This is a genomic window from Streptodolium elevatio (assembly GCF_053592165.1).
Window position 1 is genome coordinate 187,051 of record NZ_JBSFVE010000007.1, and the last position, 17,416, is coordinate 204,466.

General features: G+C 72.6%; 18 protein-coding genes. 10 read left to right on the forward strand and 8 right to left on the reverse strand.

Annotated features, from left to right (window positions below; translation table 11 throughout):
* Window positions 1-28 precede the first annotated feature (28 nt).
* From ACWD12_RS15825 to ACWD12_RS15835, 3 genes are all read right to left on the reverse strand, one after another.
* Window positions 29-1,015, reverse strand: a complete 987-nt coding sequence (locus tag ACWD12_RS15825; protein WP_450099994.1) for a hypothetical protein — start codon at window positions 1,013-1,015, stop codon at window positions 29-31.
* Window positions 1,016-1,184: 169 nt separating this feature from the next.
* Window positions 1,185-2,264 carry an N-acetylmuramoyl-L-alanine amidase gene (locus tag ACWD12_RS15830; protein ID WP_450099995.1) on the reverse strand — a complete coding sequence of 360 codons (1,080 nt, stop codon included), beginning with the start codon at window positions 2,262-2,264 and terminating at the stop codon, window positions 1,185-1,187.
* Window positions 2,254-3,036, reverse strand: coding sequence for a hypothetical protein (locus ACWD12_RS15835; protein ID WP_450099996.1), 783 nt, complete (start codon window positions 3,034-3,036; stop codon window positions 2,254-2,256). Before ACWD12_RS15835 ends, ACWD12_RS15830 begins: the two co-directional genes overlap by 11 nt.
* 163 nt (window positions 3,037-3,199) lie before the next feature.
* Between ACWD12_RS15835 and ACWD12_RS15840 the strand changes: the two genes are divergently transcribed.
* Window positions 3,200-3,505 (forward strand): hypothetical protein, encoded by a 306-nt coding sequence (locus tag ACWD12_RS15840; RefSeq protein WP_450099997.1) that lies wholly within the window; start codon window positions 3,200-3,202, stop codon window positions 3,503-3,505.
* A 723-nt stretch (window positions 3,506-4,228) separates the two neighbouring features.
* Here the strand turns inward: ACWD12_RS15840 and ACWD12_RS15845 are convergent.
* Window positions 4,229-4,903 (reverse strand): class I SAM-dependent methyltransferase, encoded by a 675-nt coding sequence (locus tag ACWD12_RS15845; protein ID WP_358351519.1) that lies wholly within the window; start codon window positions 4,901-4,903, stop codon window positions 4,229-4,231.
* 234 nt (window positions 4,904-5,137) lie between these two features.
* Between ACWD12_RS15845 and ACWD12_RS15850 the strand changes: the two genes are divergently transcribed.
* The 4 genes from ACWD12_RS15850 (at window position 5,138) to ACWD12_RS15865 (ending at window position 10,129) form a co-directional block, all read left to right on the forward strand.
* Entirely contained in the window at window positions 5,138-7,342 is a 2,205-nt protein-coding gene (locus tag ACWD12_RS15850; RefSeq protein WP_450099998.1) for an acyl-CoA dehydrogenase, read from the forward strand.
* Window positions 7,343-7,379: 37 nt separating this feature from the next.
* Window positions 7,380-8,579 (forward strand): lipid-transfer protein, encoded by a 1,200-nt coding sequence (locus tag ACWD12_RS15855; protein WP_450099999.1) that lies wholly within the window; start codon window positions 7,380-7,382, stop codon window positions 8,577-8,579.
* Between the two features lie 232 nt (window positions 8,580-8,811).
* The gene (locus ACWD12_RS15860) at window positions 8,812-9,642 is read left to right on the forward strand and encodes a pentapeptide repeat-containing protein (RefSeq protein ID WP_450100000.1); all 831 of its coding nucleotides are present in this window, start codon (window positions 8,812-8,814) and stop codon (window positions 9,640-9,642) included.
* Between the two features lie 43 nt (window positions 9,643-9,685).
* Window positions 9,686-10,129: a DUF3592 domain-containing protein gene (locus ACWD12_RS15865; protein WP_450100001.1), complete on the forward strand. Its 444-nt coding sequence runs from the start codon at window positions 9,686-9,688 to the stop codon at window positions 10,127-10,129.
* A 271-nt stretch (window positions 10,130-10,400) separates the two neighbouring features.
* Here the strand turns inward: ACWD12_RS15865 and sigJ are convergent, their stop codons facing one another.
* Together sigJ and ACWD12_RS15875 are read right to left on the reverse strand one after the other, a co-directional pair.
* A complete protein-coding gene (gene sigJ / locus ACWD12_RS15870) occupies window positions 10,401-11,285 on the reverse strand; it encodes an RNA polymerase sigma factor SigJ (protein WP_450100002.1) in 885 nt (294 codons plus the stop codon).
* Between the two features lie 180 nt (window positions 11,286-11,465).
* Entirely contained in the window at window positions 11,466-12,017 is a 552-nt protein-coding gene (locus ACWD12_RS15875) for a MarR family winged helix-turn-helix transcriptional regulator (RefSeq protein WP_450100003.1), read from the reverse strand.
* Between the two features lie 92 nt (window positions 12,018-12,109).
* On the opposite strand from ACWD12_RS15875, the gene ACWD12_RS15880 reads away from it, so the two are divergent.
* Both ACWD12_RS15880 and ACWD12_RS15885 read left to right on the forward strand, forming a co-directional pair.
* Window positions 12,110-12,994: an alpha/beta fold hydrolase gene (locus ACWD12_RS15880; protein ID WP_450100004.1), complete on the forward strand. Its 885-nt coding sequence runs from the start codon at window positions 12,110-12,112 to the stop codon at window positions 12,992-12,994.
* 135 nt (window positions 12,995-13,129) lie between these two features.
* Complete coding sequence (locus ACWD12_RS15885; RefSeq protein ID WP_450100005.1) at window positions 13,130-13,306, forward strand: alpha/beta fold hydrolase; 177 nt, start codon at window positions 13,130-13,132, stop codon at window positions 13,304-13,306.
* A 65-nt stretch (window positions 13,307-13,371) separates the two neighbouring features.
* On the opposite strand, the gene ACWD12_RS15890 is transcribed toward ACWD12_RS15885, so the two are convergent.
* Window positions 13,372-13,911, reverse strand: coding sequence for a hypothetical protein (locus tag ACWD12_RS15890; RefSeq protein WP_450100006.1), 540 nt, complete (start codon window positions 13,909-13,911; stop codon window positions 13,372-13,374).
* Between the two features lie 565 nt (window positions 13,912-14,476).
* On the opposite strand from ACWD12_RS15890, the gene ACWD12_RS15895 reads away from it, so the two are divergent.
* The 3 genes from ACWD12_RS15895 (at window position 14,477) to ACWD12_RS15905 (ending at window position 16,334) form a co-directional block, all read left to right on the forward strand.
* Window positions 14,477-15,070 carry a L,D-transpeptidase family protein gene (locus tag ACWD12_RS15895; protein ID WP_450100007.1) on the forward strand — a complete coding sequence of 198 codons (594 nt, stop codon included), beginning with the start codon at window positions 14,477-14,479 and terminating at the stop codon, window positions 15,068-15,070.
* A 63-nt stretch (window positions 15,071-15,133) separates the two neighbouring features.
* On the forward strand, window positions 15,134-15,772 hold the full coding sequence (locus tag ACWD12_RS15900; protein WP_450100008.1) for a LysE family translocator: 639 nt from the start codon (window positions 15,134-15,136) through the stop codon (window positions 15,770-15,772).
* A gap of 202 nt (window positions 15,773-15,974) precedes the next feature.
* On the forward strand, window positions 15,975-16,334 hold the full coding sequence (locus tag ACWD12_RS15905; protein ID WP_450100009.1) for a hypothetical protein: 360 nt from the start codon (window positions 15,975-15,977) through the stop codon (window positions 16,332-16,334).
* 109 nt (window positions 16,335-16,443) lie between these two features.
* Here the strand turns inward: ACWD12_RS15905 and ACWD12_RS15910 are convergent, their stop codons facing one another.
* Window positions 16,444-17,334: a carbon-nitrogen hydrolase family protein gene (locus ACWD12_RS15910; protein ID WP_450100010.1), complete on the reverse strand. Its 891-nt coding sequence runs from the start codon at window positions 17,332-17,334 to the stop codon at window positions 16,444-16,446.
* Window positions 17,335-17,416 lie beyond the last annotated feature (82 nt).

Here is a 17,416-nt window from a genome sequence, read left to right on the forward strand (position 1 = left end):
GAAAAGTTCGTCTTGCGTCGGGGTGTCGTTACTCTCCGCGCTGGATACCCGAGGTGTCCCACAGCACACCTCGGACTCCGTCCACCTCCACGACCAGGCCGTCGCCCGCGGGTTCCACGGCGAGGTACCAGCTGCCGGGCACCAGGGTGGCGACCGGGGTCTTGTCGAGGCCGCCCACGGGCAGCAGCGGGCGCTCTTCCGGCACCGCGAGCCAGAACTGCGCGAAGTCGGCTGCGGCGGACGGAGCCGGGGTCGAGCCGGGCGTCGAGCCGGGGCCGGAGCCCGGTGCCGAGCCCGGGCCCGAGCCGGAGGACGGTACGGGGGCCGGAGCGGGCATCGGAGCAGGCGCCGCTGCGGGCATGCCGGCTCCGTGGGTCATCGGCGGAGGCATGTGCGCGACGGGTGTCCCGGGCGGCACGACGGGCGCGCCGTACATGCCCGTGCCGTAGCCCGGCTGACCCGGCTGACCCGGCTGCTGCGGGATGTACCCCGCGGGGTACGCCGGCGCGGCGATGAACAGCGGGTAGGCGAGCCCCGGGATGCGGTCGATGACGATCAGCAGCAGCGCCATGATCAGCGTGAACGGCAGGATCACGAACGCCCCGAAGCCGTGCTCCAGGTCGATGTTGGAGCCTTCGAACGCTTCGTCCGCGTTGCCGAACACGTTGCCGCCGAGCGACCACAACGCGGCCCACGCGGCGACGACGGCGAAGGCGGTGGCCCACTGACGCAGCGTCAGCCCGCCGACGGGGCGCTGGTCGGCGTTCACCATGTACCGATGCGCCACCAGGAGCACGAAAGAGATCAACGGAAGCAGGATCACCACGGCCATGAGCGGCCAGTGGTCCTGCGCCCACGCGTTCACGCTGAGCGTGTCGCCGCCGCTCGAACTGTCGTCGTCGTCAAAGCCGCTGGACCGGCCCGAGCCGCCGGCCGAGGCCTTGAAATACGGTGCGAACGACATGCCGAAGATCAGGGCGACACAGACGAAGACGAGACCGTCTCCCCGTGTCATGCCTCTCTGGTTCACGGTTCTCCTCAATGTCGCGATGGGGGACGTAGGCGCGAGGTTCCCGGATGTCCCGTACGCCGCCGCGCGTTCGGAGTGCGGCCGACCGTCACGGCTGACGGGTCCGGGGGAGCTTACGGAAGTTCGTTGCTGCGTGCAGGTCGGGGCGTCCGGTTCACGTCCCCTTCATCAGGAAGTCGCGAATGCCGAACGCGATCCCCTGGGCGGCCTTTTGGCGCCAGACGGGGTCGGTCATGCGGCCGGCGTCACCCGCGTTGCGCATGTTGCCGCACTCGATGAAGACCTTGGGCACCGTGGACAGGTTCAGCCCGCCCAGGTCGTCGCGTACGTCGATGCCGTTCTGTCCCACGTAGTTCGACGGTTTCGCGCCGGTGCTCCGCGCGAACGCCTGGGCCAGCGCGTCGCCGAGGGCTCGCGACGGGACCAGGATCGGGCCGGTGTCCGACCCGCCGCCCTGCACCTTCGCGGGCACGATCACGTGGAACCCGGTGCCGCCGGACGTCGCGCCGTCGCCGTGGATCGACACCACGGCGTCCGCGTGCGCGTCGTTGCCGATACGTGCCCGTTCGTCCACGCACGGGCCCCACGGCCGGTCGCCGTCCCAGGTGAACACCACGTCGGCGCCCAGCGCGACGAGGACCTGGCGCGTACGGTTGGCCACGTCGACGGTGAACTCCGCCTCGGTGTAACCGCCGTTGGTCTCGGTGCCGGTCTCGTCGCAGTTCTTCCGGAATCCGCCGGCCTCGACCTGGCGGCCGATCTCGGTGGTGTGCCGCGAGTTGCCGGGGTTGTGGCCCGGGTCGATCACCACGGTCTTGCCCGCGAGCGGTCTGGCGTCCGGCGCGCCCGTCCCGGGCGGCGGCGCGGTGCTCGGCGGAACCGCAGGCGGCGGCGGGCCGGGAACGGACGCGGGCGGGCCCTGGACATTCGGCGGAAGGCCGTCGGCCCGCGGCGGTACGGGTTCGGAGGGCATGCCAACTCCCGTGCTGAGGGGGGAGGTTGCATCCGGCAGGGAGATCTGCGACGAGGATGCGGCGGAGACCGCGTCGGATCCGTCGCCGTCCGGCCAGCCGACCGCCAGTGCCGTACCGCCGACGAGGGCCAGGGCGGCGACGGCGACACCGACGGTGACGCGGGTACGCCTCCGGTCGGCCTCGCGGCGGTCGCGGGCCTGGCGCCTGGGGGCCGGCGGGCCGTCCCAGGGCTCCCACGGATCGGACGGATCAGATGGCAAGTTCGGTCCTTGTCGGAAGTCCGAAGCGGGTCGCGATGTCGTTCCACGCCTGCACGAACGCCTGCTTGGCGGCGGTCGCCCGGCCGCTCGCGGCGTCCCCGGCATCCTTGCTGGTCTGCCCGGCCCCGCATCCGCTGTCGGCCTGGGCCTGCGCCCAAGCAGCGTAGTGGGCGTCGGCACTCGCCGACTCCCGCCACGCGGTACGCAGGGCCGAGAGCGCGGGGGCCGCCTCCGGCAGCGCGTCGAACTTGAGCGTGTCCAGTTCGGCGAGCAGTGCGTTGCGCGAGTCCGCGGCGCGCGACAGGTCGGAGGCCGCGGCGGTGAGCGCCGTGCAGCCGCTGGCGTTGTTGACCGCGTTGATCACCGACTGGCGCGAGGCGCCGCTGTTGTCGAGCAGTCCGCTGAGCGCGGCGGCCTGGGTGCCGGGGTCGCCCGAGGCCGACGGGGACGCGGAGGGCGACGCCGAGGCCGACGGCGAACTCCCGGGCGACGCAGAGGTGTTGCCGGACGGGTTCGCGCTGTCGCCGGGCCGTGCGGGTTGCGTGGTACGCCCGGGCCCGCCGGAGTGACCGGGGCCCGCGGTCGGGCGGCCGGACGAGTCGGCGACGGTGGCGCCGTCGTCGTCCTGCCACGGCTGCATGACGACCACCGTGATCGCGACGGCGAGCAGGACCACGATCGCGGTGATGACGGCGAGGATCCGGACGTTCGAACCGCCGGAATCGCCCGAGCCGCCCGAACCGTGCTCGGGCGCAGGCGGTTGACCGGGCAAGGGCCGGCCGACGGTCCCGCCCGGACCCCCGGGACCGCCCGCCGGCGGGGCCGGCGGGATCGGTGCCCAAACGTTGCCGGACGAGGTCGGCATTCCGGCGGCCGTGACAGGTCCGGGTGTTCCGTGCGGGGGAGTGTAGGGGCCCGGGCCGAAGGGGCTCGGCGTGCCGCGCGGCGGCGTCCCCGGCACGGGCATGCCGCGGGGCGGGGTGCGCGGACCCGCGGCGGCGTCGGCAAAGGTCGCTCCGCGCGGCATGCGCGGCGGTTCCTGGCTACGGGCGAACCAGCCGGGGGAGACCTCGTCGCCGTCTCCCGAGGCGACATCACCGGGCATGAGCGGGGCGGCCGCGTCCGGCGAGCCAGGCGTACCGGACGAACCGGATGAAGCGGGCGAGCCCGGAGGGCCGGGCAGCGTGGGCGGTCCCGCCGCTCCCGGCGGCAGCGCGGCCGGGCCGCGGACGGTGGGCTGAGACCACGGGCCGGTCGCCTGCGCGGCGCCCGGTCCGGGCGGTGTCCCCGCCTCCGGGGCCGGGGGGTTCGCGCCCGCGGCGGGCCGCGCGGGACCGAGGTGGACGTTCGGTGCCTGGGTCGGTCTCGGTGGCGGGCCGCCGGGTCTCGGCGGCGGTCCCCCGGCAGGCGCGGCTCCGGGCGCACGCGGTGACGCGGGCCCTCCGACGGCGCGGCGCCCCTTGGCCAACCAGTCCCGCGTCGCCGGATCCGTTGCCGGCCGATCCTGCCCGAGCCGGTCCTGCGTCGGCTGGTCCTGCTCAGGACGGTCCTGCGTCGGCTGGTCCTGTGCGGCCGGGTCGTTCGCGTCCCGGTCGTGCGCGATCCGGTCCGGCGCCGACCCATCCGGTACGCGCCCGTCCGCTGTCGATGGGTCCTCGGCGGGTGCCCCCGGGGTCCCACCATCCGCCGGGCGGCTTGTCCAGCGACGCGTCGCCGGATCCCAAACCCGCTCGTAGTGCTCGCCCTCGGCCATTTCGGATCCCGTCACGTACGGACCTCGTCGGGGCACTTAGTGTCCCGCCTCGGACACGGCCGTGTCACTGACTTAGTTGATGTTTGCCGGACTTCCCTCACCCCTCGTCGACAAGCCGCCAAACGGCTTGTCGACGAGACGACAAGGTGGCGGCCCTGACTCAGGGCCGGCCGCGGACCCGGCCGCCACCGGGCGGCCGGTTGACGACGGATCAGATCCCGTCGCCGGTACGCCGCAGCACGCGCAGCGACCCGTGCCCCGCGGCCTCCGTGAAGGCACCCGAGGCGAGCGCCCGCAGGTACACGCGGTACGGCGCCTGGCCGCCGTCCTCCGGGTTCGGGAACACGTCGTGGATCACCAGCAGTCCGCCCTTGGCGACGTGCGGCGCCCATCCCTCGTAGTCGCCGTTCGCGTGCTCGTCGGTGTGGCCGCCGTCGATGAACACCATGCCCACCGGCGTGTTCCACAGCGGGGCGACGGCGCGCGAGTGTCCGACCAGGGCGACCACGTACTCCTCGAGGCCGGCCCGGAACAGAGTGCGGCGGAAGGTGGGCAGCGTGTCCATGACCCCGACCTCGGGGTCCACCAGCGTCGGGTCGTGGTACTCCCAGCCCGGCTGCTGCTCCTCCGAGCCCCGGTGGTGGTCGAGGGTCACGACGACCGTGCCGGCGTCGCGCGCGACCGCCGCGAGAAGGATGGTGGACCGCCCGCAGTACGTGCCGAGTTCCAGGAGCGGGCCGACCTTCGCCGCCTCCACTGCCGCCGCGTAGAGCGCGGCGCCCTCGTCGGCGGGCATGAACCCGACGGCCGAGTCGAAGGCGTCCAGCACGCGCGGGTCGATGGCGCCGCCGTCGGCGGCGGGGCGGTCCGTGGTGCGGTCCGTCATGCGGTCCCCTGCTCTTGAACCTCGGCGCCCCTGTCTTCTTCGGGGCGTGTCGGCGATCATCCTGCCGCAGCGCTCCGCGGGCTGCCGTGTCGAGGGCCACATCCGGCGTCGTACGGGGCTTCGGCCCTCCCCATCAAATGAAACGCGTTCTACTATCGCGGCGACGGCGGCGTTTTCGCGGGCATCGCACGCATCGCAGGTACGGACGTACAGCGAGAGCACTGGAGAGGGCACATGGCGATCGGGATCACGGAGGAGCACCGGGCTCTTGAGGAGTCGGTGCGCGGATGGGTGCAACGTGTTGCACCCATCGGCGAGGTACGCCGCGCCCTGGAGGCCGGGGCCGAGGAGCGCCCCCCGCACTGGGCGGGACTCGCCGAGCAGGGCCTGCTCGGCATGCACATCGCCGAGGAGTTCGGCGGCGCGGGCTACGGGACGGTCGAGGCGGCCGTCGCCTTGGAGCAGGCCGGGTACGCCATGCTCCCCGGCGCCTTCCTGCCGACCGTGCTCGCCTCCGCCGTCATCGGCGCGTCCGGGTCGGCCGAACTGGCGAAGGAGCTGCTGCCCGGCATAGCCGAGGGCGCCACGATCGCAGCCGTCGCGCTGGAGCCGTCCGGCCTGACCGCCGCGTCCGCCGAGGGCGGCCTGACCGTGTCCGGCACGGCGAAGCCGGTACTCGGTGCGGTGGCCGCCGACCTGCTGGTGCTGGCGGCCCGCCGCGCGGACGGCGCCGACGTGTGGTTCGTCGTCGACGCGGCCTCGACCACGATCCGCGAGCTGAAGAGCGTCGACCCGACGCGCCGCAGTGCCGAGGTCGTCCTCGACGCCGTGACGGTCCCCGCGTCCCGCGTGCTGTCCGGTGTGGACGCCGCGCTGGTCCGCGACCACGCCGCGGTCCTGCTGTCGGCGGAGGCGTGCGGCGTCGCCGCGTGGGCGCTCGACTGCGCGACCGAATACGCCAAGGTGCGCGAGCAGTTCGGGCGGCCCATCGGCCAGTTCCAGGCCGTCAAGCACATGTGCGCCGACATGCTGGTCCGTGTCGAGCAGTCGCGAGCGGTCACCTGGGACGCCGCACGTGCGCTCGGCGAGGACGCCGCCACGCGCGGGCTCACCGCCGCGATCGCGGCGACGTACGCGATCGAGGCCGCGTTCACGACCACCAAGGACTGCGTGCAGATCCTCGGCGGCATCGGCTTCACGTGGGAGCACGACGCGCACATCTACCTGCGCCGCGCGCTGACCCTGCGTCAGTACGCGGGCCCGGGCGCCGCCCACAAGTTGCGCGTCACCGAGCTGGCCGCCGCGGGCGCCCGCCGCGAGCTGGTACTCGATCTGCCGGAGGACGCCGAGGAGTTGCGCGAGCGGACCCGCGCGGCCATCGCACCGGCGGTGGGCAAGAACGCCGCCGAGGCACGCATCGCGCTGGCGCCGACCGGCTATGCGGCGCCGTACCTGCCCGCGCCCTACGGGCTCGGCGCCGGCGCCGTCGAACAGCTGGTGATCCAGCAGGAGATGAAGGCCGCGGGCGTCCGCCTCAAGGACATCACGATGGGCAACTGGGTGCTGCCGTCGGTCCTCGCGTACGGCACGCCCGAGCAGCAGGAGAAGTTCGCGCTCACGACGCTGCGCGGCGACTTCCAGTGGTGCCAGATGTTCTCCGAGCCGGGTGCCGGTTCCGACCTCGCGTCGCTCACCACGCGCGCGACGAAGGTCGACGGCGGCTGGCTGATCAACGGCCAGAAGGTGTGGACGTCTCGGGCCCAGGACTCCGAGTGGGGCATCCTGCTCGCCCGCACGTCGCCGGAGAAGCCGAAGCACGACGGTCTGACGTACTTCATCGTCGACATGGCCTCGCCGGGCCTGGACATTCGGCCGCTGAAGGAGATCAGCGGCCTGGCGATGTTCAACGAGATCTTCATCGAGGACCTGTTCGTCCCCGACGAGATGGTGGTCGGCGAGGTCGACGGCGGCTGGCAGGTCGCGCGCAACACGCTCGGCAACGAGCGCGTGCACATGGGCGCGGACTCGTCGTTCGGTGCGGGCATCGAGAACCTGGTCGCGGCGGTCGCGGGCCCCGCGGGCGAGTTCGTCGACGGCGGCTATCGCGAACGCCTGGGCGCGCTGATCGCGGAGGCGTCGTCGCTCGCGCTCATCGGCCTGCGCACCACGATGGCGCAGATCTCCGGCCTGGAGGCCGGCCCGGGCGCCTCGGTGCGCAAGTTGGTCGGTACGCCCCACCAGCAGCGCGAGTCGGAACTGAGCCTGGAGATCCTCGGTGCGCTGGGCGCGGTCGACGAGGACGCCGGCGCGCGCGCCTCGTTCGGGTTCCTGATGAGCCGCTGCCTGACCATCGCGGGCGGTACGACGCAGGTGCAGCTGAACGTGGTCGGCGAACGAATTCTCGGTCTGCCCCGTGACCCGGCGCCCGCCGAGAAGTAACTTGATCGAGTCTAGCTTTTTCTGGGAGGGCGGTTCCGTGTCCAAGAAGGTCTTCATCGTCGGCGTCGGCATGACCAAGTTCGAGAAGCCGGAGAGCAAGGACTGGCAGTACTACGACATGGCCAAGGAGGCCGGCGAGAAGGCGCTGGCCGACGCGGGCATCTCGTACGACCTCGTCGAGCAGGCCCCGGTCGGTTACAGCTTCGGCGCGTCGACGCAGGGTCAGCGGGCCGTGTACGAGATCGGCCTGACCGGCATCCCGGTCTACAACGTCAACAACAACTGCGCGACCGGCTCCACGGCGCTGATGATGGCCCGTCAGTTCGTCGAGGGCGGCCTCAACGACTGTGTGCTCGCCATCGGCTTCGAGAAGATGACCAAGGGCGCGATGGGCGGCGGCACCGGCGAGGGCGGCTTCGCCACCAGCCCGGTCGGCCGCCACTACGGCATCATGGCCAAGGCGTACCCGTTCGAGATGACGCCGCCCACCGCGCAGATCTTCGGCAACGCGGCGCGCGAGCACATGGACCGCTACGGCACCACCGAGGAGCAGATCGCCCTCGTCGCGGTCAAGAACCACAAGCACTCGGTCAACAACCCGTACGCGCAGTTCCAGGACGAGTACTCGCTCGCCGACATCCTGGCCGCGCGCGAGATCCACAAGCCGCTCACCAAGCTGCAGTGCTCGCCGACCTCGGACGGCGCGGCGGCGGCCGTGGTGGTCAGCGAGCGGTTCGTGATCGAGCACGGGCTCCAGGACAAGGCGATCGAGATCGTCGCGCAGACCATGACCACCGACACCGGCGAGGCGTTCGACGGCTCGGTGATCAACGTGGTCGGCAAGCCGATGTCGCGCGCGGCGGCCGAGAAGGTCTTCGCGACGTCCGGGCTGACCATCGACGACGTCGACGTCATCGAGCTGCACGACTGCTTCTCGATCAACGAGATCCTGACGTACGAGGCGCTCGGCATGGCGGCGGACGGCGAGGGCGGCAAGCTCATCGCGGACGGCGCGACCACGTACGGCGGCAAGTGGGTCGTCAACCCGTCGGGCGGCCTGATCTCCAAGGGCCACCCGCTCGGCGCGACCGGGCTCGCGCAGGCCGCCGAGATCACCTGGCAGCTGCGCGGCGAGGCGGACGCCCGCCAGGTGGCCGAGGCCAAGGTGGGCCTTACCCACAACATCGGCCTCGGCGGTGCCGCGGTCGTGGGGCTGTACCGGCGCGGCCAGTTCTGACAGCCGGTCCTGGCAACCGGATCCGACGACCGGTCCGGCAGCCGGGTTCGACTGCCGGTTGTGTCGACGGCGCCTGTCGACGGGGCCTGTCGGCGGGACCCGTGAGACCGCACCTCGGGTCGTGAGGGCCTGAGGTGCGCAGGAGGGGGTGTACGGTTTTTCCCGTACGCCCCCTCTCTGCATGATGTAAGGCCCTCCGCACGCCCCCTCAGGTCTGGACAGCTCCGCCGCCGTGCCCACCGCTCCACCGCCCGCGAACGCCCCCGCCGACCTGCGCGGGGACTGCGCGAACTGCTTTGCGCTCTGCTGCGTCGCACTGCCCTTCGCGAAGTCGGCGGACTTCGCCGCCGACAAGCCCGGCGGCACACCGTGCGGCAACCTGCGCCCCGACCACACCTGCGGCATCCACGCCGCCCTGCGCCGCGAGGGGTTCTCCGGCTGCACGGTCTTCGACTGCTTCGGGGCGGGCCAGAAGGTCTCGCAGATCACCTTCGCCGGCCGGTCGTGGCGTGGGTCGCCGGACGTCGCCCGGCCGATGTTCGACGTCTTCCCGGTCATGCGGCAGCTGCACGAACTCCTCTGGTACCTCACGGAAGCGGTCGAACTGCCCGCCGCCCGCCCGCTGCTCCCGGACCTGCGCCGCGCCCTGTCGGAGATCGAGCGCCTGACTCTGCTGGGCCCCGGTGAGCTCGCGCGCCTCGACGTCGCCGCGCACCGCGCCCCGGTCGGCGAACTGCTGGCCCGGACCAGCGAACTCGCGCGCGCGGAGGTCGGCGGAAAGCGCAAGAACCGCAGGGGAGCCGACCTGATGGGGGCGAAGTTGCGCGGCGCGGACCTGCGCGGGGCGAGTCTGCGCGGGGCGTACCTGGTCGGCGCCGATCTGCGCGGCGCCGACCTGCGGCTGGCGGACGTGCTGGGCGCCGACTTCCGCGACGCCGACGTGTCGGGGGCGGACCTCACCGGTGCGGTGTTCCTGACTCAGCCACAGGTCGCCGCGGCGCGCGGGGACGCGCGTACGAGACTTCCGGTCCGCGTCGGGAGGCCCGCGCATTGGGCGCGCTGACGAGGTCTACCGCGCCGGGCCGTTCGGCGGCCACAATGCCGCGATGGTGCCTGCCCTCGTGATGGCGGCGATCGGCCTCGTGCTCGCGGTGCTGGGCTTCGGTGTCCTGCGCGACGGCCTTCTGCCGATCCGCGACGCGCTCATCCTGCGGCGGCGCGGAGTGCGCGTCACGGGCGACCTGATGCGGTACGAGCACCTCCCGGTACTGCGCCGCGGCCGCTACCGCGGCTCCGAAGTGCCCGTCTACCGCTTCCCGTTGACGGACGGCGGCTTCTGGGAGGCGCGGTCGATCACCGCGGTCCGGGCCACCGTGCGCGGTTCGGGTACACGCGTCGAGGTCGTGTACGACCCCGAGGACCCGGACCGCGTCACCGGTCCGATCCGCCACCGCGGCCATGTCGGCACCGCGTTCGTCCTCCTCCTGGGCCTGGTGGCGCTGGGCTTGTTCGTGTTCCTGTGGACGACGGCGCTGACGCACATCGCCTAGTGCTGTGACCGGAAAGGTTCACCGGTTCCCGGCGCCCGGCACCCCTCCGGGCCTGACGGCCCTCCCAAGCGCCGCGTTGCAGACCCTCGCGAGTACGACCGAGTACGAGCTTCGGGCCTGCGCCTTGCTCGGGAGGGCCGCCAGGCCCGGCGGCGCGGCACCGAACACCGGGAACCGGCAAACCTTCCAGGCCACAGCACTAGGGACCAAGGTCCGCCCTGGTCTGGCGGAACCCGGGCACGTGGGCCGGCGCCCTCGGGGGCGTTGGCGGTCAGTCCTCCAGGAACTCGAAGTCCAGGCGGGCCAGGCGGTCGGGGTCGGCGAGGATGTCCATCTCGATGATGCGGCCGTCCGCGATCGTGAGGCCCGCGACCGAAAGCGGCCTGCCCTCGGGGACGTTGACGATGCCGATGCCGCCGTTCACCGAGACGAGCCGGCCCGCGTGCGCGAAGTCGCGGAACCTGAGCGCCTGTTCGGCCACCGCCCGGGCGCCGCATACCACCTGCGAGACGCCCAACTTGCCCGCGCCGACGTCCGCGCGCAGGACGACGTCCGGGTCGAGGACCCGCAACAGTGCCTCGAAGTCGCCTTCGCGGGAGGCGGACAGGAACGCCTCGACCACCGCGCGCTGCTTGGCCCGGTCCGCCTCCGGCTCGGGTGTCTGGCCCCGTACGCGCCGTCGCGCGCGGCTCGCCAACTGCCGGGCGGCGGCGGGCGTACGGCCGACGATGGGTGCGATGTCGTCGAACGGCACCGCGAACATGTCGTGCAGCACGAAGGCCAGCCGCTCGGCGGGCGGCAGCGTCTCCAGCACCACGAGCAGCGCGAGCCCGACGGAGTCCGCCTGCACGGACTCGTGTTCGGGGTCGCCTTCCGCGCTGCCCACGATCGGGTCGGGAACGCGGGTGCTCTCCAGCGGGGATTCGCGCCGGTGGGTACGCGAACGCAGCATGTCGAGGCAGACCCGTCCGACGACCGTGGTCAGCCAGCCCCCGAGGTTCCCCACCTCGTCCGCGTTCGACCGCGACAGCTTGATCCAGGCCTCCTGCACCGCGTCCTCGGCCTCGCTGAGCGAGCCGAGCATGCGGTACGCCACGGCCCGCAAATGGGCGCGGTTCTCCTCGAAGCGCTCGGCAAGGAAGTCCTTGTCGTCCATGCGTGCCATCTCCTCCGCCGTCACCCGCACCGTCCGCGCCGCGCGGTCCGTCCTGTGCGGTCCCTCGGAGCACTGACGCGCGTGGCGGCCGGGATGTGACAAGGCCGGTCGTACGGACGTCCGAACGCCGGGGCCGAAGGGCCGGCCCAGGCGGCGGTCCGAGCCACGGCCGAGCGGCGTTCAGGCCGTGGGCTGTCCGGTGCCCGCCAGTCGGACCGTCCGTTCGATGCCGACGAGGGCGGCGCGCTGGGCGGGACTCAGCAGACCGGTGAAGTGCCGGTGCACGGAAGCCAGATGCCCGGGTGCGGCCTGGACGTACGCCTCGCGCCCCTGGTCGGTGAGCACCACGTCGTCGCCCCGCCCGTCGCGTTCGCACGGCTCGCGGGCGATCAGGCCGCGAGCCTCCATGCGGCCGAGTTGGCGTGAGAGGCGACTGTGCGCCCAGTGCAGATGGGCGGCGAGACCCCGGACGCGGATGCAGGAATCGGGGCCGGTCATCGCGGCGAGCGCGGCCAGGACCTCGTAGTCGGGCATGGACAGGCCCGACTGCTGCTCGAGTTCGCGGGCGACCGCGGCGTCGACGAACTGGTGCAGGCGGCGGTACGCGTCCCAGGCGGCGGCGATGTCCGCGTCCGTCTCCGGGGGCGTGGCCGCGTCCGGGGGCCGGCGCGCGGGCGCGCCAGGTGCCGGTCCTGGCTTCGGGGCGCCGGCGGTTCGAGGTGAGGAGGGCATGGGGCCAGTTTACAAAAAAGTTCGTGACATGTAATCGATCACTGTGTAGGTTGTTGGTTACATGTAACGAATCTTTCCGAGGAGAGTGCTTCATGGCCGGCACGGAACAGTTCGTCAAGGTCGGTGCGGGCGGCAGCGTCGAACTCTTCACCGAGGCGTTCGGCGATCCGGCGGACCCGGCCGTGCTGCTCGTCCACGGCGCCGGACACTCGGCCGCCGCCTGGGACGACGAGTTCGTCGCCCGCCTCGTGCACGGCGGCCGCCATGTGGTGCGGTACGACAGCCGCGACGCCGGCCGGTCCACCGCGAGTCCGGTGGGCGAGCCGGACTACGACCTGCGTACGCTCGTGGCCGACGCGGCCGAGCTGATCGCCGCACTCGGCATCGCCCCGACGCACGTCGTGGCCATGTCGCAGGGCGCCGCCGTCGGCCAACTGCTGGCGCTGGACCACCCGGAGTCCGTGGCCACACTGACATTGGCGTCCTCGACACCGGGCGGGCCGGGCCACGAGGCCGGCGACCTGCCGCCGATGACCGAGGCCCTCGCGGCGATCTTCGCCGAGGGCTCCGGGGAGGAGCAGGCGGGTCCGGACTGGTCGGACCGGGAGGCCGTGGTTGCCTACCTGGTCGACGCGGAGCGCCCGTTCGCCGGCCGCTCCCGTCCGTTCGACGAGGACGGCGTGCGCGCGACGGCGGAGCGCATGGTCGACCGGGCGGGCGCCATCGCGGCGCAGGTCACCAACCCGTTCTTGATCGACGCCGGAGAGCCGTGGCGGGCCCGGCTCGCGGACATCGCGGTGCCGACCCTGGTCCTGCACGGCACCGAGGACCCGCTCTTCCCGCTCGGCCACGGTCACGCGCTGGCCGCGGAGGTTCCGGGAGCGCGGTTCGTCGCGATGCCCGCGACGGGGCACGAGGTGTTCCCGCGCGCTCTGTGGGACACGGTGGTTCCCGAGATTCTCGCGCACAGCGGTTAAACCGCATGCCGAAGGGCCGTACGGGGAAAGCTCCCCTTCGTTTCGTCCGGCGGTCCACGCGGTGTGCCGGACTCGGACTGCGCGCGCCGGGCCGGCCGTTCATCTCGACGTCCGCGAGAAGGTCGAGAAGTACGCATGTTCGAGTCCGAGGACGGTCCGCTGGCCTACCGCGACGTGGGCCCCGTCGACCGCGTCCTGCGGGCCGTGCCGCAGGCCCGTCTCGTGCGCGTCGACGGGGCCGCCCACTACCCGAACATGGAGCAGCCGGCGGCCTTCAACCGCGTCGTCGAGGAGTTCTTGGCGTCACGGTGAGCAGTGCCGGAGCGCTCGGGGAAGTTGCCGGAGAAGTCCGGCAGTTGCCGAAGTCCGGCGGCAGGTCAGAGCCAGCTGACGCGGGCGTTGGTGACCGGCTCGGGCCCCGGGGGCAGGGCGAGTTCGCCGGCCCGGATGCGGTCGAGCAGGGTGCGGACGGCGTCCACGATCTGCGGTACGGCCGCGCGTAGTTCCGCCGCGTCGGCCGGGGTGATCTCGTCCGGTGCCGCGCCCGCCTCGGCGAGGAGCCCTTCGGGATCCGCGAGACGCTTGGCCACCCACGCCAGCGGGTCGGCGGACAACTCCTCGACGAACACCCGCTGGCCGGGCTCCCATCCGTCGAACCGCGGGTGGTGGTGCGTCCGGTCGAAACTGCCGGCCGGTCCGGCGACGGACTCCAGGAGGTCGGCGCGCCACAGCGGGCGGTCGACGGTGATCGGCCGGGCGGAGTAGATGGATCCGTGCAGTTCGCCCGCCGCGAGCAGGCGCAGCTCCAGGCGTACGCCCCGCTCCGCGCCCTCCTGCCCCTCCTCGGGCTCGGGATCGACGAAGTACAGGTCGCTCACGATCACGCCGAGACGCTCGAAACCGAACGCATAGAACATGGCACACCGTCCCCTCACCGCAGTTGCGCGCCCGCGGCGTCGCGTCACCGCGTCGCCGCCCGCGCGCATGCCGACGTCGGACCGACCGGCTCATCGTCGCACGCGCCGGGATACGTGTCCCAGGACCGCAGCCGGAGACGCGGGTACCGGATAGCGTTGCGGCGGGGTGGCCGGAAACGACCGAGCAGGGGGGCCCGTGAGACGAGCACGGCGACTGGCGACGTGGCTGTTGGCGGCCGTGATCGTGCAGACGGCAGTGGCGGGTTGCGGGGGCGGTGGCGACCGTGGCGGCGCCGCACCGGGTACGCCGGCTCCGGCCGCGGCGCCGGTCTCGGCTCCGGACGTGTCGACCGGTGCGCCGTCCCTGGGGAGCGCCCCGCCGGCGACGGTGCCCACCACGCCACCGGCTCCCGAGACCCCCACGGCGACCGGGACGCCCCCCGCGGAATCTCCGTCGGCCACGGCGAAGCCGACCACCGCGAGCCCGAGTGCGCCGCCTGCGGCGACGACGCGGCCGCCCGCGCCCGCCACCACGGCCGCCAAGCCAGTGCCGCCCGCTTTCCCGGTGCCCGTGCAGCTGGGCGACGCCCGGCAGTTGATCACCGTGACGGCCCGCGGCTCGTACGCCACGGTCGCCACCTGGCAGCGGCGGGCGGACGGGAGCTGGACCAGGCTGACCGTCACCGAGAACGCGCGGATCGGCGCGAACGGCGTGGTGCCGGGGGCGTCACGCACCCAGAACACGAGTACGACACCGAGTGGGACGTACACCCTCACCGAGGCGTTCGGCATCAACGCGGACCCGGGCACGGCGATGCCGTACACGCGTGTGGGTGCCGACCACTGGTGGGTGCAGGACAACAACTCGGCCTACTACAACCAGATGCGACTCGGATCGCAGGGCGGCTTCGACCGAACCCTGCCGGAGAGCGCCACGAACGGCTCGGAGCGCCTCGCCCGGCACGACCCGGCGTACCGCTACTCGGTGGTGATCGACTTCAACCGCTCCCCGGCGGTGCGGTACCGCGGTGCGGGGATCTTCCTGCACGTGAACGGCTCCGGCGCGACCGCGGGCTGCGTGTCCGTGCCGCAGGACTTCCTTGCCGCCACACTGCGCTGGCTGGACCCGGCGCAGCATCCCCGCATCGCCATCGGGTGACGCCGGGAGGTCGCGCGGAAATGCGATGTCCGTCCCCGTGAGCGGCGTGGTAGCCATAGGCGCATGGTGTCCACAGACCGGCTCTTCGCCTTCGCGGCCATGTCCTTCCTCCTTATCATCATTCCCGGACCCAGCGTCCTGTTCGTCGTGGGCCGGGCCCTGGCGCAGGGGCGCCGCGCCGCGCTGACGACGGTCGTCGGCAACACGCTGGGCGCGTACGTGCTGGTCGTGGCGGTCGCCCTCGGCGTCGGCTCGGTCGTGGAGCGCTCGGTGCTGGTGTTCACGATGCTGAAGTTGGCCGGGGCCGCGTACCTCGTCTATCTCGGTGTCAAGGCGATACGCCAACGCGGTTCGCTGCACGCGGCCTTCGCGGGCGAGACCCCGCGCCACGGGACGTGGCGCACGCTGGGTGAAGGCTTTGCGGTCGGGGTCGCCAACCCCAAGACCATCGTGTTCTTCGCCGCCGTGCTCCCGCAGTTCGTCGACCGGGGCCAGGGTCACGTGGTGCTGCAAATGCTGCTGCTGGGCCTGGTGTTCAACGCCATAGCGATCGTCTTCGACAGTATCTGGGGGCTGACCGCGGCCACCGCCCGGGGCTGGTTCGCCGACTCGCCGCGCCGCCTGGCCGCGGTCGGGGGCGCGGGCGGCCTGACCATGATCGGGCTGGGCGTGACGATCGCCGCAACCGGCCGCAAGGACTGACCCGACGGTTCGAGATTGCGAGCGTCGGAGACGGCCCGGCGCGCGTCCGATCCGACGCCGGAGCGGATCACCCGGCGGGCGTGTCGGACGCCTGCCGCGCGGGTCGGATGCCTCTGTGGCCCCGGGGCATCCGCACTGCGATGATCCCGCGGTGCCGAGAACCTCTCCTGTCGAAGCGCGTCTTCGACGCAACCAGCGTGTGGTGTCCGCGACCGTCGCACCCCTGTTCGCCGCGCTGGTCTATGTGTCGCTGGAGTCCGATCCGCTCGACTCCTCCGCGTCGTTGCCGTTGACGATTGCGGGCAGCCTGCTCGTGCTGCTGGGGACATGGCCCTTGTGGCTGCTGTTCGGCGCACGGTACTTGGGAGTCCGGCCCCGCGGCGTCGTCGTCGGTTCGGGCCGATTCCGCTCCGCCCGCCTCGTGGTCGGCGGCACACCACGCCTGCGCCGGGCGAAGCCGACGGGGTGGGGAGTCGTCGCGGTACCGGACGCGGGGACGAGCCGGTGGCGGATGTGGTCGGCCTTTGCGGTGCCGGTGCTTCTGCAGGTCTGCCGCGCATAGCCGCGGTCGAACGCTGGTGCGGCGAGAGCGCCGTGCCCTTGGGCCCGCACGCCGTTTCGGAACCCGCGCTGGAGTAGCGCGCGCCGCCGCCTGCCGGGGCGGGGGCGGGTCAGATGTGGGGGGAGGGGTGGAACGTGCCGCCGTACATCGGCAGCTTGATGTCCTGGCCGTACGCGGTGAGTTGGTGCCAGGGGCGGTTGAGGGCGTTGGAGCCGTGGGTGCGCGTGCGGGGGACGGCGTCCAGGTCCAGGATGTCGACGAGGACTTCGTCGGTGGGTCCGGCCTGCTGGCGTACCGTGCCCTCGGGGTCGACGATGCAGCTCTGTCCCACGGCGGCGGGCGCGGCGGCGTTCAGATTGACGACGTAGACCTGGTTGGTCCAGGCGTTGGCGCGGGCGCAGACGAGTTCCATCTCGCGGTCGCGCGTGGTGGTGAGCGTGGGCTGGATGACGACCTCGGCCCCGAGCCAGGCGAGTTGCCGGGCGGTCTCGGGGAACGAGCCGTCGTAGCAGATGGCGAGGCCCGCTCGGGTGTCCAGAGCGGGAAGGTCGAAGACGACGAACTCGCTGCCGGGAGCGGTCTGTTCGTACGGTTGCCAGGGGAACACCTTGCGGTACCGGGCGGCGATCTCACCGTCGGGTGAGACGGCGATTGCGGTGTTGTAGATGGTGCCGTCGTCGGCGCGTTCGTAAAGGGTGCCGGGGACCAGCCACAGGCCCGTCTCGCGGGCCAGCGAGCAGAGGTCGTCGGTGAGCGGCCCGGGGATCGGGACGGCGGCTTCCTCCATCCAGTCCGCACGTGCCTCCAGGAGCGGGGCCTCGGCGGCGAGGAACAGCTCGGGGGCGACGAGGAGTTGCGTCTGCGGGAACGTCACCTTCGTGGCCCGCACCTGGGCGGCGAAGCGCTCCCAGGTGGCGTCCAGGTCGTGGGGGACGGGGGCGGTCTGGAGCGCGGCGATCGCAAGGGTGCGGTCGCCGGTGTGCTTGCGTGTGCGGTGCATGAGGTGCCGGGTCTCCGGGAGTTCGTGGCGTCGGGTGGTCGCCGGGGGTGCAAGGGGCCAGGGGATTGCGAGGGGGCGAGGG

Excerpts from the sequence above, each read along its gene's own strand:
- ACWD12_RS15825 (WP_450099994.1), bottom strand. The coding sequence starts at position 1,015 with ATGACACGGGGAGACGGTCTCGTCTTCGTCTGTGTCGCCCTGATCTTC.
- ACWD12_RS15845 (WP_358351519.1), bottom strand. The coding sequence starts at position 4,903 with ATGACGGACCGCACCACGGACCGCCCCGCCGCCGACGGCGGCGCCATC.
- ACWD12_RS15850 (WP_450099998.1), top strand. The coding sequence starts at position 5,138 with ATGGCGATCGGGATCACGGAGGAGCACCGGGCTCTTGAGGAGTCGGTG.
- ACWD12_RS15865 (WP_450100001.1), top strand. The coding sequence starts at position 9,686 with ATGGTGCCTGCCCTCGTGATGGCGGCGATCGGCCTCGTGCTCGCGGTG.
- sigJ (WP_450100002.1), bottom strand. The coding sequence starts at position 11,285 with ATGGACGACAAGGACTTCCTTGCCGAGCGCTTCGAGGAGAACCGCGCC.
- ACWD12_RS15875 (WP_450100003.1), bottom strand. The coding sequence starts at position 12,017 with ATGCCCTCCTCACCTCGAACCGCCGGCGCCCCGAAGCCAGGACCGGCA.
- ACWD12_RS15880 (WP_450100004.1), top strand. The coding sequence starts at position 12,110 with ATGGCCGGCACGGAACAGTTCGTCAAGGTCGGTGCGGGCGGCAGCGTC.
- ACWD12_RS15885 (WP_450100005.1), top strand. The coding sequence starts at position 13,130 with ATGTTCGAGTCCGAGGACGGTCCGCTGGCCTACCGCGACGTGGGCCCC.
- ACWD12_RS15890 (WP_450100006.1), bottom strand. The coding sequence starts at position 13,911 with ATGTTCTATGCGTTCGGTTTCGAGCGTCTCGGCGTGATCGTGAGCGAC.
- ACWD12_RS15900 (WP_450100008.1), top strand. The coding sequence starts at position 15,134 with ATGGTGTCCACAGACCGGCTCTTCGCCTTCGCGGCCATGTCCTTCCTC.
- ACWD12_RS15910 (WP_450100010.1), bottom strand. The coding sequence starts at position 17,334 with ATGCACCGCACACGCAAGCACACCGGCGACCGCACCCTTGCGATCGCC.